The 23558-nt window shown below is 75.5% G+C and carries 13 protein-coding genes, 1 tRNA gene and 1 riboswitch; of the genes, 7 read left to right on the top strand and 7 right to left on the bottom strand.

Features of this window, described 5'->3' with window-relative positions; translation table 11 throughout:
* Positions 1 to 286: 286 nt before the first annotated feature.
* The gene (locus NX801_RS25305; RefSeq protein ID WP_258790205.1) at positions 287 to 826 is read right to left on the bottom strand and encodes a MarR family winged helix-turn-helix transcriptional regulator; all 540 of its coding nucleotides are present in this window, start codon (positions 824 to 826) and stop codon (positions 287 to 289) included.
* Between the two features lie 130 nt (positions 827 to 956).
* Here NX801_RS25305 and NX801_RS25300 point away from each other — a divergent pair, with 130 nt between their 5' ends.
* A complete protein-coding gene (locus NX801_RS25300; RefSeq protein ID WP_258790215.1) occupies positions 957 to 2249 on the top strand; it encodes an MFS transporter in 1293 nt (430 codons plus the stop codon).
* Positions 2250 to 2422: 173 nt separating this feature from the next.
* Here the strand turns inward: NX801_RS25300 and NX801_RS25295 are convergent, their stop codons facing one another.
* Together NX801_RS25295 and NX801_RS25290 are read right to left on the bottom strand one after the other, a co-directional pair.
* Positions 2423 to 4135 carry an ATP-binding SpoIIE family protein phosphatase gene (locus NX801_RS25295; RefSeq protein ID WP_258790204.1) on the bottom strand — a complete coding sequence of 571 codons (1713 nt, stop codon included), beginning with the start codon at positions 4133 to 4135 and terminating at the stop codon, positions 2423 to 2425.
* A gap of 163 nt (positions 4136 to 4298) precedes the next feature.
* On the bottom strand, positions 4299 to 5849 hold the full coding sequence (locus tag NX801_RS25290) for an NAD(P)/FAD-dependent oxidoreductase (RefSeq protein WP_309505892.1): 1551 nt from the start codon (positions 5847 to 5849) through the stop codon (positions 4299 to 4301).
* A 367-nt stretch (positions 5850 to 6216) separates the two neighbouring features.
* Here NX801_RS25290 and NX801_RS25285 point away from each other — a divergent pair, with 367 nt between their 5' ends.
* Positions 6217 to 7206 (top strand): TetR/AcrR family transcriptional regulator, encoded by a 990-nt coding sequence (locus tag NX801_RS25285; protein ID WP_258790203.1) that lies wholly within the window; start codon positions 6217 to 6219, stop codon positions 7204 to 7206.
* A gap of 1206 nt (positions 7207 to 8412) precedes the next feature.
* Entirely contained in the window at positions 8413 to 10677 is a 2265-nt protein-coding gene (locus tag NX801_RS25280; protein WP_258790202.1) for a sigma-70 family RNA polymerase sigma factor, read from the top strand.
* Between the two features lie 429 nt (positions 10678 to 11106).
* Here the strand turns inward: NX801_RS25280 and NX801_RS25275 are convergent, their stop codons facing one another.
* Positions 11107 to 13257, bottom strand: a complete 2151-nt coding sequence (locus tag NX801_RS25275) for an asparagine synthase-related protein (RefSeq protein ID WP_258790201.1) — start codon at positions 13255 to 13257, stop codon at positions 11107 to 11109.
* Between the two features lie 1138 nt (positions 13258 to 14395).
* Between NX801_RS25275 and NX801_RS25270 the strand changes: the two genes are divergently transcribed.
* The 4 genes from NX801_RS25270 (at position 14396) to NX801_RS25255 (ending at position 20376) form a co-directional block, all read left to right on the top strand.
* Entirely contained in the window at positions 14396 to 15826 is a 1431-nt protein-coding gene (locus tag NX801_RS25270; protein WP_258790200.1) for an NsdA family TPR-like regulatory protein, read from the top strand.
* A gap of 201 nt (positions 15827 to 16027) precedes the next feature.
* Complete coding sequence (gene lhgO / locus NX801_RS25265; RefSeq protein ID WP_258790213.1) at positions 16028 to 17203, top strand: L-2-hydroxyglutarate oxidase; 1176 nt, start codon at positions 16028 to 16030, stop codon at positions 17201 to 17203.
* Between the two features lie 592 nt (positions 17204 to 17795).
* Positions 17796 to 18641: a tRNA (guanosine(46)-N7)-methyltransferase TrmB gene (trmB, locus tag NX801_RS25260; RefSeq protein WP_258790199.1), complete on the top strand. Its 846-nt coding sequence runs from the start codon at positions 17796 to 17798 to the stop codon at positions 18639 to 18641.
* A 334-nt stretch (positions 18642 to 18975) separates the two neighbouring features.
* A complete protein-coding gene (locus tag NX801_RS25255) occupies positions 18976 to 20376 on the top strand; it encodes a PrsW family intramembrane metalloprotease (protein ID WP_258790198.1) in 1401 nt (466 codons plus the stop codon).
* A gap of 76 nt (positions 20377 to 20452) precedes the next feature.
* Here NX801_RS25255 and NX801_RS25250 read toward each other — a convergent pair whose 3' ends face one another.
* From NX801_RS25250 to NX801_RS25240, 3 genes are all read right to left on the bottom strand, one after another.
* Positions 20453 to 21667 (bottom strand): M23 family metallopeptidase, encoded by a 1215-nt coding sequence (locus tag NX801_RS25250; protein ID WP_258790197.1) that lies wholly within the window; start codon positions 21665 to 21667, stop codon positions 20453 to 20455.
* 11 nt (positions 21668 to 21678) lie between these two features.
* Positions 21679 to 21814: riboswitch (cyclic di-AMP (ydaO/yuaA leader) on the bottom strand.
* A 285-nt stretch (positions 21815 to 22099) separates the two neighbouring features.
* Positions 22100 to 23263 carry a PP2C family protein-serine/threonine phosphatase gene (locus tag NX801_RS25245; protein WP_428986226.1) on the bottom strand — a complete coding sequence of 388 codons (1164 nt, stop codon included), beginning with the start codon at positions 23261 to 23263 and terminating at the stop codon, positions 22100 to 22102.
* Between the two features lie 193 nt (positions 23264 to 23456).
* Positions 23457 to 23530 (bottom strand) — tRNA-Met (locus NX801_RS25240).
* Between the last annotated feature and the right edge of the window lie 28 nt (positions 23531 to 23558).

The raw sequence follows: 23558 nt of genomic DNA, 5'->3' as shown, positions 1-23558 counted from the left end.
ACGTTTCCGACTCTATCAGATCCTTTCGGTTCCGATTCCCCGTCGGAGCGGGGTTGTCTTTCCGGCCCTGCGGCCGTTCCGACGTTTCAAACCTTAGCCGATTTCCCGGGCGACTCATAATCGAGTCCGCGAAATACTTTTCGGTACGCCGAAAAGACTTCCCGTTCGGGAGATGTGCTGGGGTTCGATGCCGCTGAGCGCGGCGGGATGGCTGCCCCGGAACCGTGTGGGCTCCGTGACAACTCGAAGAACTTTACGGAGCCGGGGCCCCGCTGTCAAACGGCCCTCAGTCCAGGTCCGTGAGCCGGCCGCCCGCGTCGGGCTGGGCGTGCTCGACCCGGCGGAGCAGCCGGATGAGCAGCTCACCGAGGACTCCGCGCTCATCGGCGGAGAGGTCCTGGAGCAGGTCCTCCTCGAAGCCGGTGGCCATCCGCATCGCCTCCAGCCACTTGGTGCGGCCCTCGTCCGTCAGCTCGACGATGACCCGTACCCGGTTGTTCTCGTCCCGGTCGCGGGTGACCAGGCCCTCGCCCGCCATCCGGTCGATGCGGTGGGTCATGGCGGCGGGGGTGAGGCCGAGGCGCTTGGCCAGCTCGCCCGGACCGAGGCGGTACGGGGCTCCGGCGAGGACCAGGTGCTTGAGGACCTCCCACTCGGCACTGCTGATGCCCAGCTCCGCGACCTGGCGCCCATAGGCCACGTTCATCCGGCGGTTCAGCCGGCCGAGCGCCGACACCACCTTCTCGACCAAGGGGTCGAGGTCGCGGTATTCGCGCTGGTAGGCCGCGATCTGCTCGTCGAGGCTCGGCTCCTGGGACTCCGACATGCCGAGGAGTATCCCACGGCACGCGTTGGCGTTGAAGTCCTTCGGGGTGTACTGTTTAGACTCTAACTTTACTATTGAAGTCTTCCGAGCTAAGACTTCCCGACCGAAGTGGGTGAGCGTGACCAAGGCGATGGGCGCGGCGATGCGCCGGATCCAGGCGGGCAACGTGCTGAGCGCGTTCGGACTGGGATTCACCGTCCCGTATCTCTATGTGTATGTGGCTCAGGTGCGGGACCTGGGCGCCACCACGGCGGGTGCCGTGCTGGGCGTTTTCGCCATGGCCGCTCTCGCCGTGCTGCCCTTCACCGGGCGGGCGATCGACCGGCGCGGGCCGCTGCCCGTGCTGATCGGCGCCGCCGGGCTCGCCGCCGTGGGCGCGCTGGGCATGGGCCTGTCCACCGTCATGCCGGCCGTGGTGCTCTCGGCCGCGCTGCTCGGCGCCGGTACGGCCGTGATGCAGCCCGCGCTGGCGACGATGATCGTCTGGTGCTCCGCCACGGAGACCCGGACCCGCGCCTTCGCCATGCAGTTCTTCCTCCAGAACCTGGGCCTGGGCATCGGCGGGCTCGTCGGTGGCCAGCTGGTCGACGAGAGCCGGCCCGACAGCTTCCTGCTGCTGTTCTCGATCGAGGCGGCGATGTTCCTGGTGCTGGTCGTGATCGCGGCCACCGTGCGGATGCCGCGTACCGCGTCCATAGCGGACGCCCGGCCGGAGAACACCGAGGCCAAGGCGCGCGGCGGGGCGCGGGCGCTGCTCGGCGACGGGGCGATGGTCCGGCTGTGCGTGCTGGGCTTCGTGATGTTCTTCGCCTGCTACGGCCAGTTCGAGTCCGGGCTCTCGGCGTACGGCACCGAGGCGGCGGGCATCGCGCCGTCCACGCTCGGCGTGGCACTGGCCGCCAACACGGCCGTGATCGTGCTGGCGCAGTTCCTGGTGCTGCGGTTCGTCGAGCGGCGCCGGCGCACCCGGGTGATCGCGGCGGTCGGCGTGATCTGGACGGTGGCCTGGCTCTTCGCCGGGTACGCCGGGCTGGGCCACGGCAGCCAGGCGATGGCGACGGCGGCGTTCGTCACCACGTACGGGCTCTTCGGGCTCGGTGAGGCGATGCTGTCGCCGACCGTGGCCCCGCTGGTGGCGGATCTGGCCCCGGAGTCGATGGTGGGCCAGTACAACTCGGCCTTCGCGCTGGTCAAGCAGTTGGCGCTGGCGGTCGGCCCGGCCGTGGGCGGTCCGATGGGCGCCGCGCTGCACGGTCCGTACGTCGTGACCTTCGTACTTTTCTCACTGGGCATCACCGTGCTGGCCGTCCGGCTCGGCGGCCGGCTGACCCAGGCGCAGGACCACCCGTATCTGGCCGCCCGCTCGCGGGTGGTGGCCGAGCACCGGCCGGAGCGCCCGGTGGAGGCCCCGGCCGCCTCGTGAGCCGGAGGCCCGCCCTCTCGTAAGCCGGTCCGGCCAGTCGAGTCAGTCTGGTCGGCTTGGTCGGTGAAGGCCCGTCGGACACTCGGACATTCGGACACAGTGAAGGCTCCGTTCCCGCTCCCGGTGGAGATCCACCGAGTGGGGGACGGAGCCTTCGGCCGTGTCCGGGCGGCTCACCGGACGCCGGGGAGCTGGTCCTTCGGGTCCTTCACGCGGGCGGGCAGGGCGAATTCGCACCAGACCGCCTTGCCCCCGCCCGGGGTGCGGCGGCAGCCCCAGGACGAGGCGATGGTGGCGACGATCGAGATGCCGCGGCCCGACTCGTCGTCCGACTCGGCCCGGCGGCGGCGCGGCAGGTGGTCGTCGCCGTCGGTGACCTCGATGATCAGCCGCCGGTCGGTGCGGCGGAGTCGCAGGCGCATGGGCGGGGTGCCGTGCTGAAGGGAGTTGGTCACCAGCTCGCTGGTGGCCAGGACGCCCAGGTCACGCAGGTCGGGCGGGAAGCGCCAGCTGGAGAGCACCCCGGAGGCGAAGGCCCGGGCCCGGGGCGCCGCCTCGATCCCGCCGAGCAGGTCGAGCGCGGCGTTGTGGAACAGCTCGGCGTCCGGGCCGGTGCGGTCGGGGTGCTGGAGCACCAGGACGGCCACGTCGTCGTCATGGGACGCGGTGACGCCCAGCGAGCGCAGCAGCCGGTCGCAGACGACCGCCGGGGCGCCGGTGGCACCGGAGAGCGCCCGCTCCAGGGCGGCGAGGCCCTCGTCGATGTCCTCGCCGCGCCGCTCGACCAGGCCGTCGGTGTAGAGCACGGCGCTGGAGCCGGGCGGCAGGGCGATGGTGCCGGAGGTGTGCAGCCAGCCGCCGGTGCCGAGCGGCGGCCCGGTGTGGTCGGCGGCCCGGCGGACGGTGCCGTCGGCGTCCCGCACCAGGATGGGGAGATGACCGGCGGAGGCGTACACCAGCCGGCCCTCGTTGGGATCGTGGACCGCGTAGACACAGGTGGCGATCTGGCTGGCGTCGATCTCGGCGGCCAGTCCGTCCAGGAGCTGGAGCACCTCGTGCGGGGGCAGGTCGAGCCGGGCGTAGGCCCGGACGGCGGTGCGCAGCTGGCCCATGACGGCGGCGGCGCGGACGCCCCGGCCCATCACGTCCCCGATGACCAGGGCGGTGCGGCCGGCGCCCAGGGTGATCACGTCGTACCAGTCGCCGCCGACCGCGGCGTCGGCGCCGCCGGGCTGGTAGGTGGCGGCGACCCGGAGGTCGTCGGGCTGCTCCAGCTCCTGGGGCAGCAGCGACCGCTGGAGGGTGACGGCCGCCTCCCGGTGGCGGCGCTCGCTGGCGCGCAGCCGCTCGGCCGCCTCGGCGTGGTCGGTGACATCGGCGGCATGGACCAGGACGCCCCCGGTGGAGCCGGCCCCGCCGCGCAGCTCCACCGGCAGGCAGCTGACCGTGTACGAGCCGCCGCCCGGCACCCGGCGGGACTTGACCGTGCGGGGCTTGCCACTGCGCAGCACCTGGTCCATGAGCGGGAACAGGCCCAGCTCGGCCAGCTCCGGGCAGCTGCCGGCGGCGGGCCCACCGGGCGGCCGGGTGCCGAACGCGGCGGCGTAGGCGTCGTTGACGTACGCGATCCGGTGGTCGGAGCCGTACACCAGGGCGACCAGCCCCGGCAGGCTGCCCAGGATCTCCCGTACCGAGAAGTCCTCAAGGGCCGGGGCGGCGGGCTCCTCGTCCGGACGGTCCGGCGGCCGGTCGCCGTCGGAGTCGCCGCGTGCCGCGGGCACGGCGCCCTCGCCCCGCCGCTCCGGCGAGGTCCCGGAGTCGGTGCCGCGCGCGGCGGCGCGACGCTGCGTGCCGGGGAGCCGGGCGCTCCAACGCGTGAAGTTCACGGAGATGTATGCCTCGTGGTGTCGATGCCGTGCTGAGTCACTCTGTGCAGGGGGGAGCCCACCTATGGTCACACGCCCAGTGTGACGGAGCGCACTGACAAACGGTGCCGGTATCCGGCCTGACAGACGGTGCCGGTGTCCGGCTCGGGAGTGGTGGGCCGGGTCAGGAGGGCTTGGCGCCGCCGTCGGCGGTGCCGCCGCTCGCCGCCGCGTCCGGGTCCTTCGGCGGCGGGGGGCCCGCCGCCAGTTCGAACTCGGCGCGCGGATGCTCCAGCGAGCCGAGCGAGACGATCTCCCGTTTGAAGAGGCCGGAGAGCGTCCACTCGGCGAGCACCCGGGCCTTGCGGTTGAAGGTCGGCACCCGGCTGAGGTGGTACGCCCGGTGCATGAACCAGGCGGGATAGCCCTTCAGCTTCCGCCCGTACACATGGGCCACGCCCTTGTGCAGGCCGAGCGAGGCGACCGAGCCGACGTACTTGTGGGCGTACTCCCGGAGCGGGGCGCCGCGCAGGGAGGCCGCCAGGTTCTCGGCGAGGACCTTCGTCTGGCGCACGGCGTGCTGGGCGTTGGGTGCGCACTCGACCCCCGGCTCGGCGGCGGTGACGTCGGGGACGGCCGCCGCGTCGCCGGCCGCCCAGGCGTGCTCGGTGCCCGCGACGGTGAGGAAGGGGGTGCATTTCAGCCGTCCGCGTTCGGTGAGCGGGAGATCGGTGGCGGCGAGTACGGGGGCGGGCTTGACGCCCGCCGTCCACACCACGGTCCGGGTGGGCAGCCGGGTGCCGTCGCTGAGCACCGCGATCCGGTCGGCGCAGGACTCCAGGCGGGTCTCCAGGCGTACGTCGATGTTGCGGGCGCGCAGCTCACGCACGGCGTAGGTGCCCATCTCCGCGCCGACCTCCGGGAGGATCCGGCCGGTGGCCTCCACCAGCAGCCATTTCAGGTCGGTGGGTTTGATGTTGTGGTAGTACCGCGAGGTGTAGCGGGCCATGTCCTCCAGCTCGGCCAGCGCCTCCACGCCGGCGTAGCCACCGCCGACGAAGACGAAGGTCAGGGCGGCGTCCCGGACGGCGGGGTCGCGGGTGGAGGAGGCGATGTCCATCTGCTCGATGACATGGTTGCGCAGCCCGATGGCCTCCTCGACGGTCTTGAAGCCGATGGCGTAGTCGGCCAGGCCGGGGACGGGGAGGGCGCGGGAGATCGAGCCGGGCGCGACGACCAGTTCGTCGTAGTGGAGGGGGACGGTGCCGGCGCCCGCCTGCCCGGCCGCGTGGTCCGGCCCGGCGGCACCCGCTCTTCCGGCGGTGGCTTCGCTTCCGGCGGTGCCGTCCTGCCCGGTGGTGGCTTCCCTTCCGGCGGTGCCTTCCTTCCCGCTGAGGCCCTCCTTTCCGGCGGCGCGCTCCCGCCGGGCCGCGTGCTCCTCCTCGGTGGCGAGGGTGGTGACGGTGGCGGTGCGGTTGGCGTGGTCGATCGCCCTGACCTCGCCGATGAGAAGGGTGCACTTGTCCAGCACCCGGCGGAGCGGTACGACGACATGACGGGGCGAGATCGAGCCGGCCGCGGCCTCGGGAAGGAAGGGCTGGTACGTCATGTACGGGTCGGGGGTGACCACGACGATCTCGACCCTGCCGTCTCTCAGCTCGGCCTTCAGGTGCCGCTGGAGATGCAGGGCGGTGTACATCCCGACGTAGCCACCGCCGACAACGAGAACGCGCACAGGATCGGTCACCTACCCATGACGCAACGGCGTTCGGGGTTTGTCCACAGCCCCGACGAATCGTATGACCGGGAGGAGGGGGGCGGCGGGGGCGGTAGCGGGGCCGGTCGGGGCGGAGAAGTCGCAGCTCGGAACGGTTGTCCGGGATGGGACGGGGCGGCCGAATCGGGAAGCTTCGGATGCTTGCTCCGATCGGGGGGCGCACCGTGCGGAACTGCCCCTTCTGAATTGACCCCGACTCAACTATGTTCATAGACCGTCGGGGTGGACGGACCGTGCGCATGACCCGTGCACGGCGGGTCCTGGCCCCGGGTGTCAGGCGGGGGAAGTCTCCGGGGGGAGACAGTCAATGACCGGGGGAACACATATGTCCTTGCAGGATTCGCATGCGCAGGCCGTCGTGTCGCCGTCCGTCGGGACGGCCGGCGGCGGAGACGGGCACCCGGAGCCGGTGGGCGGCGGCCGGCCGGCCCCGCTGCGGGTGGACGCCCAGCGCAATCTGGAGCATGTACTGCGGGCCGCGCGCGAGGTGTTCGGCGAGCTGGGGTACGGGGCGCCGATGGAGGACGTGGCGCGCCGGGCCCGGGTCGGCGTGGGCACGGTCTACCGGCGCTTCCCCAGCAAGGACGTGCTGGTGCGCCGGATAGCCGAGGAGGAGACGGCCCGCCTCACCGAGCAGGCGCGGACGGCGCTGGGACAGGAGGAGGAGCCCTGGTCGGCGCTCTCCCGGTTCCTGCGCACCTCGGTCGCCTCGGGCGCCGGCCGGCTGCTGCCGCCGCATGTGCTGCGGGTGCATGTCGCCGGACCGGCGGCGGAGGCCGCCTCTGGCCCGGTGGCCGGGCCGGCGGCGGACCGCGAGGCGTCGGCGGCCGGCGTGGCGCCGGCGGGCGATGCCGGCGGGACGGCGGGAGAGACCGGGGCCCCGGTCCTGGTGGCGGTGGAGCCGCTGTCCGGCACGCCGGCCGGCCCGGACGGGGGCGCGGGCGAAACCGGTTCGGGCGGTGCCGGTACCGGCGGCGGTGCGGTCGGGGCGTACACGCTGATCGACGAGATACGAGTGCCGCACCAGCGGGGCTCCTCGGTGCCCGGCCCCCAGCCGGTGGCACCGCGTCCGGCGCCGGAGGACGAGCCGGGCGGGAGCGCGGACCCGGGAGTGGCCGAGCTGCTGGAGGTCGTGGGACGGCTGGTGGAGCGGGCCCGGGAGGCGGGCGAGCTGCGTCTGGACGTGACGGTGGCGGACGTGCTGCTGGTCATCGCCACCGCGGCGCCCGCCCTGCCGGACCCGGCGCAGCAGAGCGCGGTCTCCGACCGGCTGCTCCACATACTCCTGGAGGGACTGCGGCCGCACGGCGCGTGAGACACGGCACCCGGGGGAGCGACCGGGCCTTACGGGGCCCGGGCCGTCCCTGGCGGGGTCGGGCCCTGTGGGGCGCAGGCCGTCCTCGGCAGCTCGGGCCTTGCCAGGGCCTGGGCCGTCCCTCCGGGGCCGGCCGGGCCCAGGGTGGTCTGTGGTCACAGGCCCCCGGGCTCCCGAACGCCGCCGGGGCGCCCAGCGGCTCCGGGCTCCCGAGGCCTCCGGGGCGTACCTGCTGGCAATACGCGACCGTCCGGGAGGAGCGGGAGCGGGAGCGGCCGCTCCGGGGCGTCCCCGGCGGCTGACGTGACGGGTGCGTGCCGTCGGGCTCGACGCGGGACTACTGCCGGGTGCTGTCGCGGCGGGGGTGACGGGAACTGCCGCTGAATGCCGTCGGGGGTGACGGGGGACTGCTGCCGGGTGCTGTTCGGGCGACCGGCGGTGGCCCTTCGCGGGTGAGCGGTGACCGCCGCCGGGGCGATGCCGGGTGCCTTCGCGGGCGCCCGGTGGGCACTGCCAGTGGGCCCGGCGGGCGCCGTCGCGGGTGACCGGCGGTGTCCTCGGGACACGGTGACGCCTACACGCGTAACGGCTGGCCGCCGTCGGGGGTGACCAGCGGGTGTCCCCGGGGAACGGTGACGCCGACACGCGTACCCGCTGGCCGCCGTCGGGGGTGACCAGCGGGAGTCCCCGGGGAACGGCGGTGCCCTCCCGGGGGGGGCGGTGGTGCCGGCGGGCGACCGGTGGCCGGACGGCCCTCGGCGGGGATTCCGATGTGCGAGGCGGTCGTGAGGCGGGGCTTCCCCCGGGGGGCTCCCCCAAAGGCTCTGCCCTTGAGGGGTTCCCCCCGGAGGCTTCCGCCCCCGAAGGCTCCGGAGCGCTGGGCGGTCGGCGTCCAGGGCCGCCGGTGCTCCGCCGGTACGACGGCGCCCCACCGGCGCGCCGGATGCGGAACCCGCAAGGGACTGCCTCGGGGGCGGGATCCCTGGCGGCGGTTCCCCCGAGGCCGCGCCCCCCTTGACGACGGGTCCCGGAGGTCCCCCCGGAGGCGGTTCTCCGAAGCATTCCCCATCCGTCGGCCGGTTAGTGCTTGAGTTCGAGAACTCTCCCCGGATGAGTGGTTGACCGGCCGGCGGGCCCGGCCGTAAGCCGGGGTGTGGGACGCTGAGCCGATGTTCGGCTGCGAGCAGGGGTACGGGAGCTGCGGCGATGAGCGATGACGATCGCGACGAGGCGGCGGGAACCGGCCGGACGAGGGGCCGGCACCGGGCGCTCCCGGACGATCGGTCCGGACACGCCCCGGCGGCCGGGACGGACACCGGGGCGCGGGGGCACCGGCGGGGAGCGGACGGCCTGAGCGGCCAAGTGCCGAAACAGGGCCAGCGGGGCGGGGCACCGGGCGCGGCGGCCTGGGCGGCCGGGTCGGCTCCGGACGGCGTGCCGGGCGCGTTCGCGGAAGAGGCACCGGTCGCGGACGGGGCCGCCGGGGCGGGGCCGGAAGAGGCGCCGGAGGCACCCGTGGGGGCCGCCGGGGAAGCGGTGGAGCCGGGTGGGTGGAATGTGCCGCCGCAGCGCGCGAGTGGGTCGGCGCCCGGCTCGGTACTGCCGCCGCCGCTCGATCTGCCGCCCTCCGACGCCGATCTGGTCCGGCGGATGCGGGACGGTGACGACGGGGCGTACGGGGAGCTGTACCGCCGCCACTCCGGAGCCGTCCGCCGGTACGCGCGATCCTGTTGCCGGGACGACCACACCGCCGAGGACCTGACCGCCGAGGTCTTCGCCCGGGCCCTTCAGGCGGTGCGCGGCGGCACCGGTCCCCGGCACGCCGTACGGCCGTATCTGCTGACCACGGTCCGCCATGTGGCCGCCGCCTGGACCCGCACCGCCCGCCGGGAGCGGCTGGTGGAGGACTTCGCGGTGTTCGCGGCGGAGGCCATGCGCACGGCGGAGGTGCCCGGGGACGACACGGTGGAGCTGGGCGCCGAGGTACGGGCGATGCACGAGGCCGAGCAGTCGCTGGCCATGCGTGCCTTCCGTTCGCTGCCCGAGCGCTGGCAGGCGGTGCTCTGGCACACCACGGTCGAGGAGGAGTCGCCGAGCGAGGTGGCCCCGCTCTTCGGGCTGACCGCCAACGCCACCTCGGTGCTGGCCAGCCGGGCCCGGGAGGGCCTGAAGCAGGCGTATCTCCAGGCGCATGTGAGCGAGTCGCTGACCTCGGGCGGTGACTGCGCCCGGTACGCCGACCGGCTGGGCGCGTACGCCCGCGGGGGGCTGCGGACGCGGGCCGAACGGGGGCTGCGCAAGCACCTGGAGGAGTGCTCCCGGTGCCGGCTGGCGGTGGGCGAGCTGGAATACGTCAACTCCGGCATCCCGGCGGTGGTGCCGGTGGCGGTCATCGGCTGGTTCGCCGCCGGGTTCACGCTCAAGGCCACCGGGGCGCTGGCCGGCGGCACCGTCGTCGGCGGAGCGGCCGGCGCCGTCGCGGGCGCCCTGTCCGGCGGCGGCGCGGGCGCGGGGGCCGGGGCCGGCGCAGGTGTGGGGGCAGGCGGCTCGGGAGCGGCCGGGGGCACCGCCGAGGGGCTGGGCGCCCCGGTGAAGGCCGGGCTCGCCGCGGCGGCGGCCGTCGCCGCGACCGCCGGTCTGGTCTGGGCGCTCGCGGGCGACCCGGGCACCGGCCCGGAGACGGCGGCCCGGCCGCCCGCCACCCGGCCCGTCGTGCCGCCGCCCGCCCCGGAGCCCGTACGGCCGTCCCCCTCGGCGTCCGCGCCGACCCCGGAGCGGACACTCGCGCCGCCCCCGGCCCCCGTGGAGCCCGCACCGGCGGAGCCCGCGCCGCCCCGGCCGAGCGCCGCCGCGCCGAGCCCGGAGCCGAGCCCGTCGGAGCGGGCCCCGGCACCCGGGCCGAAGCCGACCCCCCGTCCCGAGCGGCCGCCCGCCCCGACGCCCCGGCCCACCCCGCGCCCGACACCACCGCCGAGCTCGAAGCCCCCGACGCCGCCCGCCGTCTACCAGGTGGCCGAGCTTCCGTACAGCCTGCTCGGCGACCACACCGCGCCGGAGATCCGGTTCGACGGCTCCAGCCCGCTCTGGCAGCGGCGCGGACTGTCCATCGCCGGCACCCGGTACGCGCACGGGGCGACCGTGCACGCCCCGTCCTCCGTGCTCATCGACCTCAACCGGCCCTGCGTCGCCTATGAGGCGCTGGCCGGAGTGGACGATCTGGGCCCGGCGCTGGGCGCGGTGCGCTTCTCCGTCTTCGGCGGAGACGGAGGGGGCGGTGGGGACGGCGGCGAGGGTGCGGGCGGGGGCGAGCGGCTGTGGCGGTCACCGGTGCTGCGCGCCGGGGACACCCCGGTACCGGTACGGGTGGACCTCACCGGGCAGCGGACGATCCGGCTGGTCGTGGAGGCCGTGGGCCCGTTGGGCTCGGTCCCGCCGGCCGACTGGGCACAATCCCGGATCAGCTGCGGCTGAATCGGGCGGGCGGCGTCCGCCCCGGGACCGGACGCACCGCGGTCACCGGGCCGCCGGCAGCCGACCGGAACCGGGCACACGGCGGTCACCGGTCCGTCGGGATCGACCGGGCCGCCCGCGGCCGACCGGGACCGGAGCGACGGCGGCCGGCCGGGACGTACGACCGGGACCGGACCGACGGCGGCCGGCCAGGACCCACAGCGACAGCCGGCCCGGAAGCAGCAGCCGGACCCGGAAGCGGAAGCCGTCCGGGCGCCCGGACGAACGCCCGGATCCACCGAACCGACGGCCGCCCGGCCGGGCCGATCAGGTCACCGGAGCCCAACCGGTCACCGGGGCCGAACCGGCGGCCCGGGTCGGACCAGGGGCCGCGCGTCCACCCCCGTACCCCCGGCTGCGTCTCCCCGGCCCCGGGCGCCCGGCGGGGGTCTACGCCCGCAGCGACGGCCGGAGCGGGACGCCGCCGTCGACGGCGCGGCGGCGGTGCGCGGCCGAACCGGTCCAGCAGCTGCCGCGCCGGGTGAGCAGGCGGCGCAGCCACAGTTCGGTGGAGACCAGGTCGGCGAGCCCGTCCAGGGCCACGGGTTCGCCGTCGGCGGCGGCCCGCAGGGCGCCCTGCACCACCCGGGCCTCGATCAGGCCCGCCTGCGCCAGGTACGGATCGGCGAAGAGGTCCAGCAGATGGCCGAGCGCCAGCCGGAGCCCGGCGCGCCCGGCAGCCGCGGCGGTGGCCCCGGAGGGCGCGCCCCAGCCGGGCGGCAGATCGTGGACACCGGCACCCGCCAGCACCGCGCGCAGGATCGCGGCGCGGGCACCCGGCTGGACACGGAGCGCCTCGGGCAGATCGCGGCAGGCACGGACCACCTGGTTGTCGAGGAACGGCGCGTGCAGCCGCTGGCTCCGCACCTCGGCGGCCTGTTCCAGCACCCGGTGGTCGGCGGCGCGGCGGGCCAGCGCGGCGCGGGCCCGGGCCTCACCCGGGCGCTGCACCGAGGTGGGCCGGCTCGCCGCCTGGTGCAGGCGAACCGATACTTCGGCCAGCGCCTCGCCGGTGAGCCAGCGGGCGGCGGGCCCGGGCCGGGACCAGGCGAGGGCGGCGAGCGAGGCGGTGAGCGGCCCGGGCGGCGCGGGCAGGGACCGATGGACGTCCAGCAGCCCGTCGGCGGCGGCCTCCAGACCTGCGCGGTAGGGCGTACGGGCCAGCCGGCGGGCCGCCCGGTAGACGGTGAGCGGCACCAGCAGTGAGCCGGCCGACGAGCCGCTGGCCCGGGCGAGCGCGGTGACCGGCCGGATCAGCGGCCGCCGCCGGTGGTCCATCAGCAGGTCGGCGAGGCGCGCGGGATGGGCGTCCAGCACCTGCCGGGCACCGTGACCGGTGATGTGGTCCGCGCTGCCGGAGGCGAGCCGCAGCCGGTGGCGTTCGGCGGCCACCAGGGCGGGGCCGGGCTCGTCGGTGAGAGCGCCCTCCAGCCGGGTGAAGGGCAGCGCCTCCTCGCCGGCCGCGACCACCACATGGCGCAGCCGGGGGTTCTCCGCGAGCGCCCGGGCCCGTTCCAGCTCGGCCTCCCGGCCGCCGGTGGCGAGGTCGTTGAAGGTGACGGCGAGCAGCCGTTCCCCCGCTCCGGTGCCCTGGCCCAGGATGGTGCCCGGCACCCCGGGCAGCCCGGCGGCCAGCAGGGCCAGGGTGCCGGAGGCGCTGCCGCCGGAGAGGTCGGCGCCGATACCGGGGGCGGGCGCCCCACGCGCGGCACGCCGGTCGGCCGGGCCCATGCCGGGGACCGGGCCCGGGTCGGGCGGCAGGGTGGCGGGCGCGTGCCGGGGAGCGGTCAGCCGGGCGCGTACCGCCTCGACCAGCGCTTCCCGTACGCCGGCCACCGCCTCGTCCGGGTCGCTCTGCGGGGCGGCCACGGCGAGCGAGGCGACCGGTTCATAGCCGGTGATCTCCCGGGAGCCCTCCCGGATCACCAGGGCATGGCCGGGCGGCACCCGCTTGACGCCCTGGTAGGGGGTGGAGTCGCGGAGCGCCTCGGGGGTCTCGGGGCAGGCGAGCAGCGCGGCGAGATGGCCGAAGTCGAGCTGGGCGCCGATGAGATCCGCGAGCGGCAGGGCGGCGGTGGCGTAGGCGGTGCCGCCGGCCCAGGGGGTGTGGAAGACCGGCCGGGCGCCGGCGAGGTCGGCGGCGACGGTGATCCGCCGGCCGACCTGGACCACGGCGGTGTAGCTGCCGGGCCAGGCGGTGAGATGGCGCAGGGCACCGCCGCGCGCGGCGAAGAGGCCGACCCGCAACTGGTCGTCACTGGCGGCGCAGCAGCCGAACACGGCGAGGCGGGTGAAGGGGTCCACGGAGACGACGCGCACCTCGTCGGGACGCCAGTCACCGACCGCCCAGAGCGGATCGGGATCGCCCCACAGCAACTGGGCGCCGACCGGCTGTACGGTGCCGCCGTCGTCACCGGGGTCGACGGCCCCGGCGGCGACCGCCCCGGCGCGTCCGTTCGCACCGGCCGTGCCCGCCGCGCCCGTCGTGCCCGCCGTTCCGAAGCTCGCGGCGACACTGCTCCATCCGACCAGCCATCGCATCGCCGCCTCCACAGCCTGTGGACAACCAGACAATCCCCGCACGTTCGCTGAGGACATGCTGCCACGACAACGGCGCACGGGCGGGCCTCCGGGCGGCGCGTACGGAAAACGAGAACGCGCCCCTGGCATGGTCCGCCGGGCCCCGCGGAGGCCCGCCACACGGCCCACCGCACGGCCCGTGACCCGGCCTACGGAGTTCCCGCCGGGGCCGGAGTCAACCTGCGGCGAGGTGGGTGAAGTTGCACCGGCGGCACCCCCGACAGGCCCGTCGGGGCCCCAACGGGCCTGTCGGCAAGGCCCCGGCGGTGTCCCTTGCGAGACCCCCCGGCGGGGCCAACTCCCGTGTGCGGAAGGCGAGAAGGCCAGGAGGCGGCCGAACAAGGAAAGGGAGGGGAGAGGGCGTGGAGCGACGGACGAAGAGCCGGAAGTGAGCCGGAAGTGCGCGGAGGGGGGCGAGCGGAGAGGCGCACCAAGCGGAGCCGGCGAAGGAGCCGGCGAAGCGAACGATGAAGCCGGCGGAGAGGCGGAGCGGAGAAGAGTCGAAGGAAAGCCGTAGGAGCGCCGGCGAAACACCGGAGGAGGGCCGGGGAGGGCGAGAGAAGGCGTACCGACGAGCGACCGGCACGGCGGGGCGCACCTGCCGGAGAAAGGATTCGGCTCACCCGCCAATGGGCATCATTCAGCCAATCTCCCTGCCTCACCGGGGGTGTTCACGGACCTCACCCGGTCCGCCGGCGCCCCACCGGGGCACCGCGATTCCCCCTGTCGTCCACCTTCCGTCAACGCTCGGTCCGGGAGGCACTGACCGCCTCCCGGACCGGTCCGCCACCCGCGGGGATTGAGGCGGCGGTGTCCCCCAGCCCGCTGGTTGACGTACCGGCGGGCCGACCCACGCGTCATCCATCGAAGCGTCCGCCGGCCCCCGCGGCCAGAGCGCACGGACGGGCGCACGGCCACACGGCCGGGAGCACGGCGGAAGATCGCCGGGCGCCGCCTTCTCGATCCGTGCGCACCGCAATCTCGCCATACGGAACACCGCCCCTTAACGGTAGGGATGCGGCGAACTACGCTGGGTTTACGAATGCCGCGCGCCTATGCCTGGCGTCGCTGCGGCCGTCTGGGTGTCGAGGGGTGGCGCATGTCCAGGGAGCTACGCGGGCCGAACGAGAAACTCGGCACCGTTCTCGCCCTCGCGGGAATCAGCAACGCCGGTCTGGCGCGGCGGGTCAACGACCTCGGCGCGCAGCGCGGGCTGACCCTCCGGTACGACAAGACGTCGGTGGCCCGGTGGGTGTCGAAGGGCATGGTCCCGCAGGGCGCCGCGCCCCATCTGATCGCCGCCGCCATCGGGCAGAAGCTCGGCCGCCCGGTGCCGCTGCACGAGATCGGCCTGGCGGACGCCGATCCGGCGCCCGAAGTGGGTCTCGCCTTCCCGCGCGACGTGGGTGAGGCGGTGAAGTCCGCCACCGAGCTGTACCGGCTGGATCTCGCCGGTCGCCGGGCCGGTGGCGGGGGCATCTGGCAGTCGCTGGCCGGTTCCTTCGCGGTGAGCGCGTACGCCACCCCCGCCTCCCGCTGGCTGATAACCCCGGCCGACGCGTCGGTGGCCCGCCCGGCGGCCCCGGACGGCGAGCGGGACGACGGCAGCCGGGCCCGCGTCGGCCACAGCGACGTGGCCAAGCTGCGCGAGGCGGCCGAGGACGCCCGGCGCTGGGACTCCAAGTACGGCGGCGGCGACTGGCGTTCGTCGATGGTGCCGGAGTGCCTCCGGGTGGACGCGGCCCCGCTGCTGCTGGGCTCGTACTCCGACGAGGTCGGCCGTGGGCTGTTCGGGGCGACCGCCGAACTGACCCGGCTGGCCGGCTGGATGGCCTTCGACACCGGCCAGCAGGAGGCGGCCCAGCGGTACTACATCCAGGCCCTGCGGCTGGCCCGGGCGGCGGCCGACGTGCCGCTCGGCGGCTATGTGCTGGCCTCCATGTCGCTCCAGGCCACCTACCGGGGCTTCGCCGACGAGGGGGTGGACCTGGCCCAGGCGGCGCTGGAGCGGAACCGGGGGCTGGCCACTGCCCGGACCATGTCGTTCTTCCGGCTGGTGGAGGCCCGGGCGCACGCCAAGGCGGGCGACGCCCCGACCGCCGGGACCGCGCTCAAGGCCGCCGAGGGCTGGCTGGAGCGCTCCCGGGAGGGCGACGCCGACCCGTCGTGGCTGGGCTTCTACTCGTACGACCGGTTCTGTGCCGACGCCGCCGAGTGCTACCGCGATCTCAAGGCACCGCGCCAGGTGCGCCGCTTCACCGAGCAGGCACTCTCCCGGCCGACCGAGGAGTACGTCCGCTCGCACGGGCTGCGGCTGGTGGTGAGCGCGGTGGCCGAACTGGAGTCGGGGAACCTGGACGCCGCCTGCGCCGCCGGGACGCGCGCGGTGGAGGTGGCCGGCCGCATCTCCTCGGCGCGCACCACCGAGTACGTACGGGATCTGCTGCACCGGCTGGAGGCGTACGGGGACGAGCCCCGGGTCGTCGAGCTCCGGGAGCGCGCCCGGCCCCTGCTGATGACCCCGGCGTGAGCCGCGTCCCACCGGGGGCTCCGTGGTTTGCGGTCGCCCCCGGTGGGCCAGTGCACTATGCAGGGGTGGGAGGTGGCACAGGTGTCCGGGTACGAGGGTGGGTCCAGCGGGTTCGGGGGGTACGGCACGTCCGGCGGGGCCGGTGCCTCCCGGACGGGTGCCTCCGGTTCTTCCGGTGCCACCCGTGCCCTCGACGGTGATGTGCTGGTGATCGGCGGCGGGATCGTCGGCCTGGCGACCGCGTACGCGATCAGCCGGGCCGCCCCCGGCACCCGGGTGGTGGTGCTGGAGAAGGAGCCGGGCCCGGCCCGCCACCAGACCGGCCGGAACAGCGGGGTGATCCACAGCGGCATCTACTACCGCCCCGGCTCCCTCAAGGCCCGGTACGCGGTGCGGGGCGCGGCGGAGATGGTGAAGTTCTGCGCCGAGTACGGGCTGCCGCACCGGGTCACCGGCAAGCTGATCGTGGCCACCGAGCGGGCCGAGCTGCCCCGGCTGCACGCCCTGGTCCAGCGCGGCCGGGAGAACGGCATCCCGGTCCGGGAGCTGGGCCCGGCCCAGATCGCCGCGTACGAACCGCATGTCCGGGGCCTCGCCGCGATCCGGGTCGGGACGACCGGGATCTGCGACTACGGCGCCGTCGCCGCCCGGCTCGCCGAGGCGTCCGGCGCCGAGCTGCGGTACGGCTCCGAGGTCACCGCCGTCGACCGGCGCCCCTGGGGCGTGGCGGTACGGACGGCCGCCGGGGACGTGGTGCGCGGCCGGGTGCTGGTCAACTGCGCCGGACTGCACTGCGACCGGGTGGCCCGGCTGGCGGGCGACGAGCCGGGGATGCGGATCGTGCCGTTCCGGGGCGAGTACTACGAGCTGGCCCGGCCCGAGCTGGTGCGAGGCCTGGTCTATCCGGTACCCGACCCGGCCTTTCCGTTCCTGGGCGTCCATCTGACCCGGGGCATCGACGGGGGCGTGCACCTCGGGCCCAACGCGGTGCCCGCGCTGGCCCGGGAGGGGTACGGCTGGGGCATCGTCCGCCCCGGCGAGCTGGCCGCCACGCTGACCTGGCCGGGGGCCCGGCGGATGGCCCGGCGCCATTGGCGGTACGGCGCCGGGGAGCTGCGCCGCTCGCTGTCGAAGGGCGCCTTCACCCGGGCGGTGCGGCGCCTGCTGCCGGAGGCCACCGAGGCGGACCTGCGCCGGGCCCCGGCCGGGGTGCGGGCCCAGGCGGTGCTCCGGGACGGCACCCTCGTCGACGACTTCCTGGTCCGGGAGGCGCCGCGCACGGTCCATGTCCTGAACGCCCCGTCCCCGGCGGCGACCGCCTCCCTCCCGATCGGCCGCGAGACCGCCCGCCGGGCCCTGGCCCACCTGGCACGGTAGACGGCGCCCGGGGCCGGTTCACCCCGGGCCGGCCTCCCCGGGTCCCCGGAACCCACGGGCCCGGCCGCCCCGGGCCGCCAAGGCCCAGCCGCCAGGACCGGGCCTTCCCCGGGCCCCCACGGGCCGGGCCGCCCCGGGCTGCGAGGGTCGGGCCGCCCCCGGCTGCGAGGGCCCGGCCGCCCCAAGGCCCGTGAGCAGGACGCCGGTCGCCCCGGGCCCCGTGGGCCGGACGCACCCCGGCGCCCGGGCGCCCCGAGCCGCACGCCCCGGGCCCGGGCGCTCGGAGCCGGGCCGGACGCCGGCCGACCCGAGTCCCATGGGTTGGACTCCCCCGGACCCCCGGGTCCCGTGGGCCCGGTCGCCAGAGCCCGGTCGCCAGGACCGTGCCTTCCCCGGGTCCCCACGGGCCCGGCCGCCCCGGGCCGCGAGGTCCGGGCCGCCACGGGCCGCGAGGGCAGGGCGCCGGCCGCCCCGGGCCCCGTGGGCCGGACGCACCCCGGCCCCCGGGCGCCCCGAGCCGCACGCCCCGGGCCCAGGCGCCCGGGGCCGGGCCCGGCAGGGGTGGGGGAGGTCCCCGTAGAATCGAGGCATTGTGTCTGAGCCGCGAGAAACCACCCCCGCCCCCGAGACCACCACGCCGAGCGCGCCGACCAGGTCCGCCGGGTCGGACGCCCCCGGCGCCGGCCCGGAGACCCCGGAGGCCCGGCGCCCCAAGGGCGAGCCGCGCTTCCCGGACGGGCCGTCGCCCGACCCGGCGGGCTCGCACTTCGAGCGGCGGATCCGCAGCTTCCAGCCACGCCGCAGCCGGGTGACGACCGGGCAGGCGGAGGCGCTGCGCCGCCGCTGGGCGGAGTGGGGGCTGGACATCGACGGCAGCCGGGTGCTCGACCTGGCGGAGATGTTCGGCGGTCGGCCGGTGGTACTGGAGATCGGCTTCGGCATGGGCGAGGCGACCGCGCGGATGGCCGCCGCGGACCCGTCCACCGGCATCCTGGCCGTCGATGTGCACACCCCCGGCCAGGGCAATCTGCTCGGGCTCGCCGACCGCGCCGGGCTCACCAACGTCCGGGTGGCCAACGGCGACGCGATCATCCTGCTCCGCGAGATGCTGGCGCCGGACGCGCTCGACGGCGTACGGGTCTACTTCCCCGACCCGTGGCCCAAGAAGCGGCACCACAAGCGACGGCTGATCCAGCCGGAGTTCCTGAGCCTGGCCGCCTCCCGGATGAAGCCGGGCGCGCTGCTGCACTGCGCCACGGACTGGGAGCCGTACGCCGAGCAGATGCTGGAGGTCCTCACCGCGCACGAGGACTTCGAGAACACCGCGCCGGACGCCGGCTACGCGCCCCGCCCCGACTTCCGCCCGCTGACCCGGTTCGAGGGCCAGGGGCTGGACAAGGGGCATGTCGTCAACGATCTGCTGTTCAGCCGGAAGTAGCGGACCGGTTCCGGGCCCGCGCCGCGTCCGGCTTCCGCCCGTCGCCCCGTCCAGGGGCCCCGGCCCGTCGTCGGATCGCGCCCACCGGGTCACGCCCGTCGGGTGAGTCCCGGCCCGGGCCCCCGGCCCGGAACCGGGGCGCCGCCGGGTCTTCCGGCCCGGATGGACCGTGTGCCCTGGTCCCGGACAGTCGGACGGACGGTCGGACAGTCGACCGGCCGGACAGCGCTGGGGCGATCGCACAATCGCCCGGCCACCGGTCACCCGGCCACCCGGCCACCGGTTCGTCACTACTCCGTCGCCCCCTGTCAGTTCTCCTCGTTAGGGTCGTCGGGTGTCCGAGTCGTCCCCACAGTTCCCGCAGTCGCCGCAGGTTCCCTCCCCCCAGCCCACCCCGACACCGCAGTCCCCGCCTCCCCCGCGCCCCGGGCCGGCCGGCGGGCAGCCCGGGCCCGCCGTCCCGGTCTGCGCGGCCGAGGCGCCGTTCGGCGACGCCCCGGTCACCGGCCGGCGGTACTCGCCGCGCCGGCTCTGGCGGAGCCGGGTCGTGCGCGCCGTCTCCCTGGTGCTGCTCCTCGCCCTGTGCGGGCTGGTGATCCTGGCCCTGGTCCGGGAGCAGACCGGCACCCAGGGCTTCCTGGTGGGCCTGGGTCTGGCCGTCCTGCCGGTGCCACTGCTGCTGGCCGCGTTCCGCTGGCTGGACCGGGTCGACCCGGGACCCTGGCGGAACGTCCTCTTCGCCTTCGGCTGGGGCGCCTGCGCCGCCGCGCTCGTCGCCATCATCGCCAACACCTTCGCCACCCGGTGGATAGCCACCGCCACCGCCGATCCCGGAGCGGCGGACACCCTCGGGGCCACCGTCATCGCCCCGGTGGTGGAGGAGAGCGCCAAGGCGGTCGCCGTGCTGCTCCTCTTCCTGTTCCGCAGACGGGACTTCACCGGGGTGGTCGACGGGGTGGTGGTCGCCGGCTTCACCGCGACCGGCTTCGCCTTCACCGAGAACATCCTCTACCTGGGCAACGCCTTCGGGGAGGACCAGCACCTGGGCGGCTCGGGGTTCGCCTCCGTCACGGCCGCGACCTTCTTCGTACGGGTCGTCATGTCGCCCTTCGCCCACCCGCTGTTCACCGTGCTGACCGGGGTCGGCTTCGGCTTCGCCGCCCTCACCGCCCGGCGCCGGCGCGTCCGCCGGATCCTGCTGCCGCTGCTCGGGCTGGGCTGCGCGATGGGCACGCACGCCCTGTGGAACGGCTCGGCGTCCCTCGGCCCCTGGGGCTTCTTCGGGGTGTACGCGGCCTTCATGGTGCCCGCCTTCACCCTGCTCACCTGGCTGGCGATCTGGTCGCGCCAGCGGGAGCTGCGTACCGTCGCCGGCGAGCTGCCCGCGTACGCGGCGGCCGGCTGGCTCTCCCCGGATGAACCGCGGGCCCTCTCCTCGATGCGGGCGCGCGGTCTGGCCCGGGCGTACGCGACGCGGGTGTTCGGCCCCGCGGCGGGCCGGGCGGTCGGGGAGTACGAGGTCTTCGCCACGTCCCTCGCCTTCCTCCGCGACCGGGCCGGACGCGGGACGGCGGGCGCGGACTTCGCCGAGCGGGAGCGGGAGCTGCTGCACCACCTCTGGCAGCGGAAGGCCGTGGCGAGCCCGGCGCTCACCTATGCCGCCCGGGCCACCGGCCGGGCCTGGACCCCGCCCCCGCACCTGGACTACAGCGGCTACAACCCGTACCGCTCCTGACCCGACGGACCCGACTGAGCCGACTGAGCCGACTGAGCCGACTGAGCCGATGATCGCCGGGCCGGGAGCGGGCCCGTCAGACCGACAGGCCCTTGCCGCGCAGCCAGCTCATCGGATCGACACCCGCGCCGCCCGGGGTGTGCACCTCCAGGTGCAGGTGCGGCCCGGTCACATTGCCGGTCGCGCCGACCCGCCCGATGGTGTCGCCGGTGCCGACCTGCTGGCCCGCGCCGACCGTCATGGAGGAGAGGTGGCAGTACCAGACCTCGGTGCCGTCCGACAGCTTCAGCACGATCCGGTAGCCGTACGCGCCCGACCAGCCGGCCGACTTGACCGTGGCACCGTGCACCGCTTTGACCGGGGTGCCGGTCGGGGCGGCGAAGTCGAGGCCGGTGTGGTGGCCGGAGGACCACATGGAGCCGGCCTGGCCGTAGGTGGAGGTGATGGTGTACGAGGAGGTGGGCAGCACATAGCCGCCGGCCGACTGGTTGCCGCCGTTCCCCGGCTTGGCGCCGTTACCGGTGTTGCCGGTGTTCTTGGCCGCCTCCGCCGCGGCCCTTTCGGCGGCCGCCTTCTTCTCGGCCGCGGCCTTCTCCGCCGCGGCCTTCTCGGCGGCGGCCTTCTTCTCCGCGGCGGCCTTCTCCGCCGCCGCCTTATCGGCGGCCTGCTTCCGGGCCTCCGCCGCCTTCCGGGCGGCCTGCTCGGCGGCCTGCCGCTCCGCCTTGGCCTTCACCTGGGCGTCGGCCATCGCCCGCTGCTGCTCGGCCTGCTGGAGGATCCGGGCGCGCAGGGCCTCCCCGGCGGTACCGCCGGTCTTCACCGTGCCGGCGAACGAGCCGCCGAGCGGCGCCGGGCCGCTCTGCCGTGCCGCGTCCGCCGTCCCGCTCCGCTCGTCCCGGCCGGCGGCGGCGACCGTCCCGGCCTCGCCGTCGTCGTCACCGTCGTCGTCGGACAGCAGTGCGCCGACCCCCGGCAGCGAGCCGGCGTCGGGCAGGTCGGGCAGCGATATGGAGACCGCCGGCTTGTCCTGCGCGGTGGCGATGCCGCCCGCGCCGACCGCCGCGATGACGCCGACACCCAGGACGGTGGAGCTGCGGGCCAGTCCGCCGCGCTGCTTGACGACCCGGTGCCGTCCCCGTACCGGGCGGACGGTCTCCTCGGTGGGGTTCCACTCCTCGAAGCCCGGGTTCGCCCCGTTTGCCTCGCCGGAGTCCGGGGAAGCCGGTAGGGGAGCGGGGCCGAACCAGGAACCGGCAGAAGGGGCTTCGGGGGCAGGGCTGTTGGACGCCACGGAGGCGCGCTCCTTTCCTTCCTTCTCGCCTACCGGGTTAGCTGACGGGTTCGGAGCAGGAAGGTCTCCTACGGGCCGGCGATCGACCCGATGCACCCCAAGGACCTGGGTCCCCGGTTCCCATGCGGAATTCGGCGCGCGCACGGTGCCGCCTCGGGCGACGGCTGGGACAACCGCGCTGCGTTATCGAACGTTAATAGACACGGGCGGCGTATTCCAAGCCCGTTCGTACTGATCATTAACCACCGGTGTTTCACCTATCCCGTCAGATCACCACACAGCCGCAGCATCTGACCTACCGCCACGCCTCCCCACCCCCCGCCGCCCCGTCCGCCACGAGGCGCTTCCGCCGCACCAGGCGGACCACCCCTCACTCACCGTGACCGCCTCAGACGGGTCCGGTGGTGCCCCGGGAGCACTCGGCGGGAGCCCTCAGTGTGGGCGCTCCACCGCCACCGGCGAGGGCGGACGGAGGCCCGGCCGGCGCTCCTCGGGCCGCCCGACCGCCAGCAGCGCCAGATCGTCGGTCGTGCCGCCCCCGGTGTGCCGCCGTACGTCCGCGACCAGGGCGTCCAGCAGCGCCTCGGGTCCGGTGAACGAGCGCCCGGCCAGCCGGTCCACCGGGTCGTAGAAGTCGCCGCGCGCGTCCCGGGCCTCGGAGAGGCCGTCCGTATAGAGGAGCAGCGTCGCCCCGGGCGGGAACGGCACCTCGAACGACCGGTCCGGCCAGCTGCCCAGGTCCGCCATGCCCAGCGGCAGCGCCGGTTCGGCCGGCGCCAGCACCCGTACGTCCCCGTCGGCGCCGAGCAGCAACGGCGCCGGGTGCCCCCGGTCGACCACCCGCACCACCGGGCGGCCGCGCGGGATCTCGGCCAGCACGGCGGTGGTGAAGCCCTCGAAGTCGTCGAGGCCCAGCCGCCGGGCGCCCTCCCGGGCCAGTGCCCGTTCCAGCCGCTGGGCCACGCCCTCCAGGGAGCTCTCCTGCTCGGCCGCCTCGCGGAACGCCCCGATCACCACGGCCACCGCTCCGACCGCGCCCATCCCCTTGCCGCGTACGTCACCGACCACCAGCCGGACCCCGTACGGGGTGTCCTGCACCGCGAACAGATCGCCGCCGATGAACGCGTCCGCCTGCGCCGCCTCGTACCGCGCGGCGATGCGCAACCCGCCGATCCGCGCCGCCGGCCGGGGCAGCACGGCCCGCTGCGCCGTCTCCGCGATCACCCGCGCCGACGCCAGCCGCTCCCCGCTGCGGCGCACCATCCGGTTGATGAGCAGCGCCAGTGCGGAGACGGTCAGCACCGTCAGCGTCTCGGTCGGCGACTGGACCTCCCCCAGCGAGCCGTCCCGCGCGTGCAGGGCGATCACGGTCACCACGGCGAAGAACCCGGTCAGCACGGTGGCGCGCGCGGTGCAGAGCGGCGCGGCGACCAGCGGGGCGGCGGCCAGCAGCGGTACGGCGGTGAACCGGGGCGGGCTCACCAGGTCGTACACCACCCCGCCGACGATGAGCAGCGCGGGCAGCGCCCGGATCACCGGGTGGGTGCCCTCCCGCCGCCGTCCGCGCCACCAGCCGTCCCGCGCTCGCTGCCCCACCAGTGCTCTGCTCTCCTGCCCGGGTCCACCCACGGCGGCGGACGGTGCCGCATTCGCTTTCCCCCAGCCTGCCCCCGCCACCCCCGCCCGGCGACCCACCCCCGGCCGACCGGGTGACACCCGCGCCCCACCGCACCGGCTCCGGACACACCGAAGGCCCGGATTCCTGGGAATCCGGGCCTTCGGTCTTCAGTAGCGGGGACAGGATTTGAACCTGCGACCTCTGGGTTATGAGCCCAGCGAGCTACCGAGCTGCTCCACCCCGCGTCGACAAAGACAACTGTACGCCATCCGG

The organism is Streptomyces pyxinae (assembly GCF_024756275.1).
Lineage (GTDB): Bacteria > Actinomycetota > Actinomycetes > Streptomycetales > Streptomycetaceae > Streptomyces > Streptomyces pyxinae.
Note: the sequence above shows the minus strand (reverse complement) of the source record. Positions and strands in the feature narration are given on the sequence as shown.

Coding starts and splice junctions, on each gene's coding strand:
- NX801_RS25275 (WP_258790201.1), bottom strand. CDS start 13,257: ATGCGATGGCTGGTCGGATGGAGCAGTGTCGCCGCGAGCTTCGGAACG.
- NX801_RS25285 (WP_258790203.1), top strand. CDS start 6,217: ATGTCCTTGCAGGATTCGCATGCGCAGGCCGTCGTGTCGCCGTCCGTC.
- NX801_RS25300 (WP_258790215.1), top strand. CDS start 957: ATGGGCGCGGCGATGCGCCGGATCCAGGCGGGCAACGTGCTGAGCGCG.
- NX801_RS25305 (WP_258790205.1), bottom strand. CDS start 826: ATGTCGGAGTCCCAGGAGCCGAGCCTCGACGAGCAGATCGCGGCCTAC.
- NX801_RS25280 (WP_258790202.1), top strand. CDS start 8,413: ATGAGCGATGACGATCGCGACGAGGCGGCGGGAACCGGCCGGACGAGG.
- NX801_RS25270 (WP_258790200.1), top strand. CDS start 14,396: ATGTCCAGGGAGCTACGCGGGCCGAACGAGAAACTCGGCACCGTTCTC.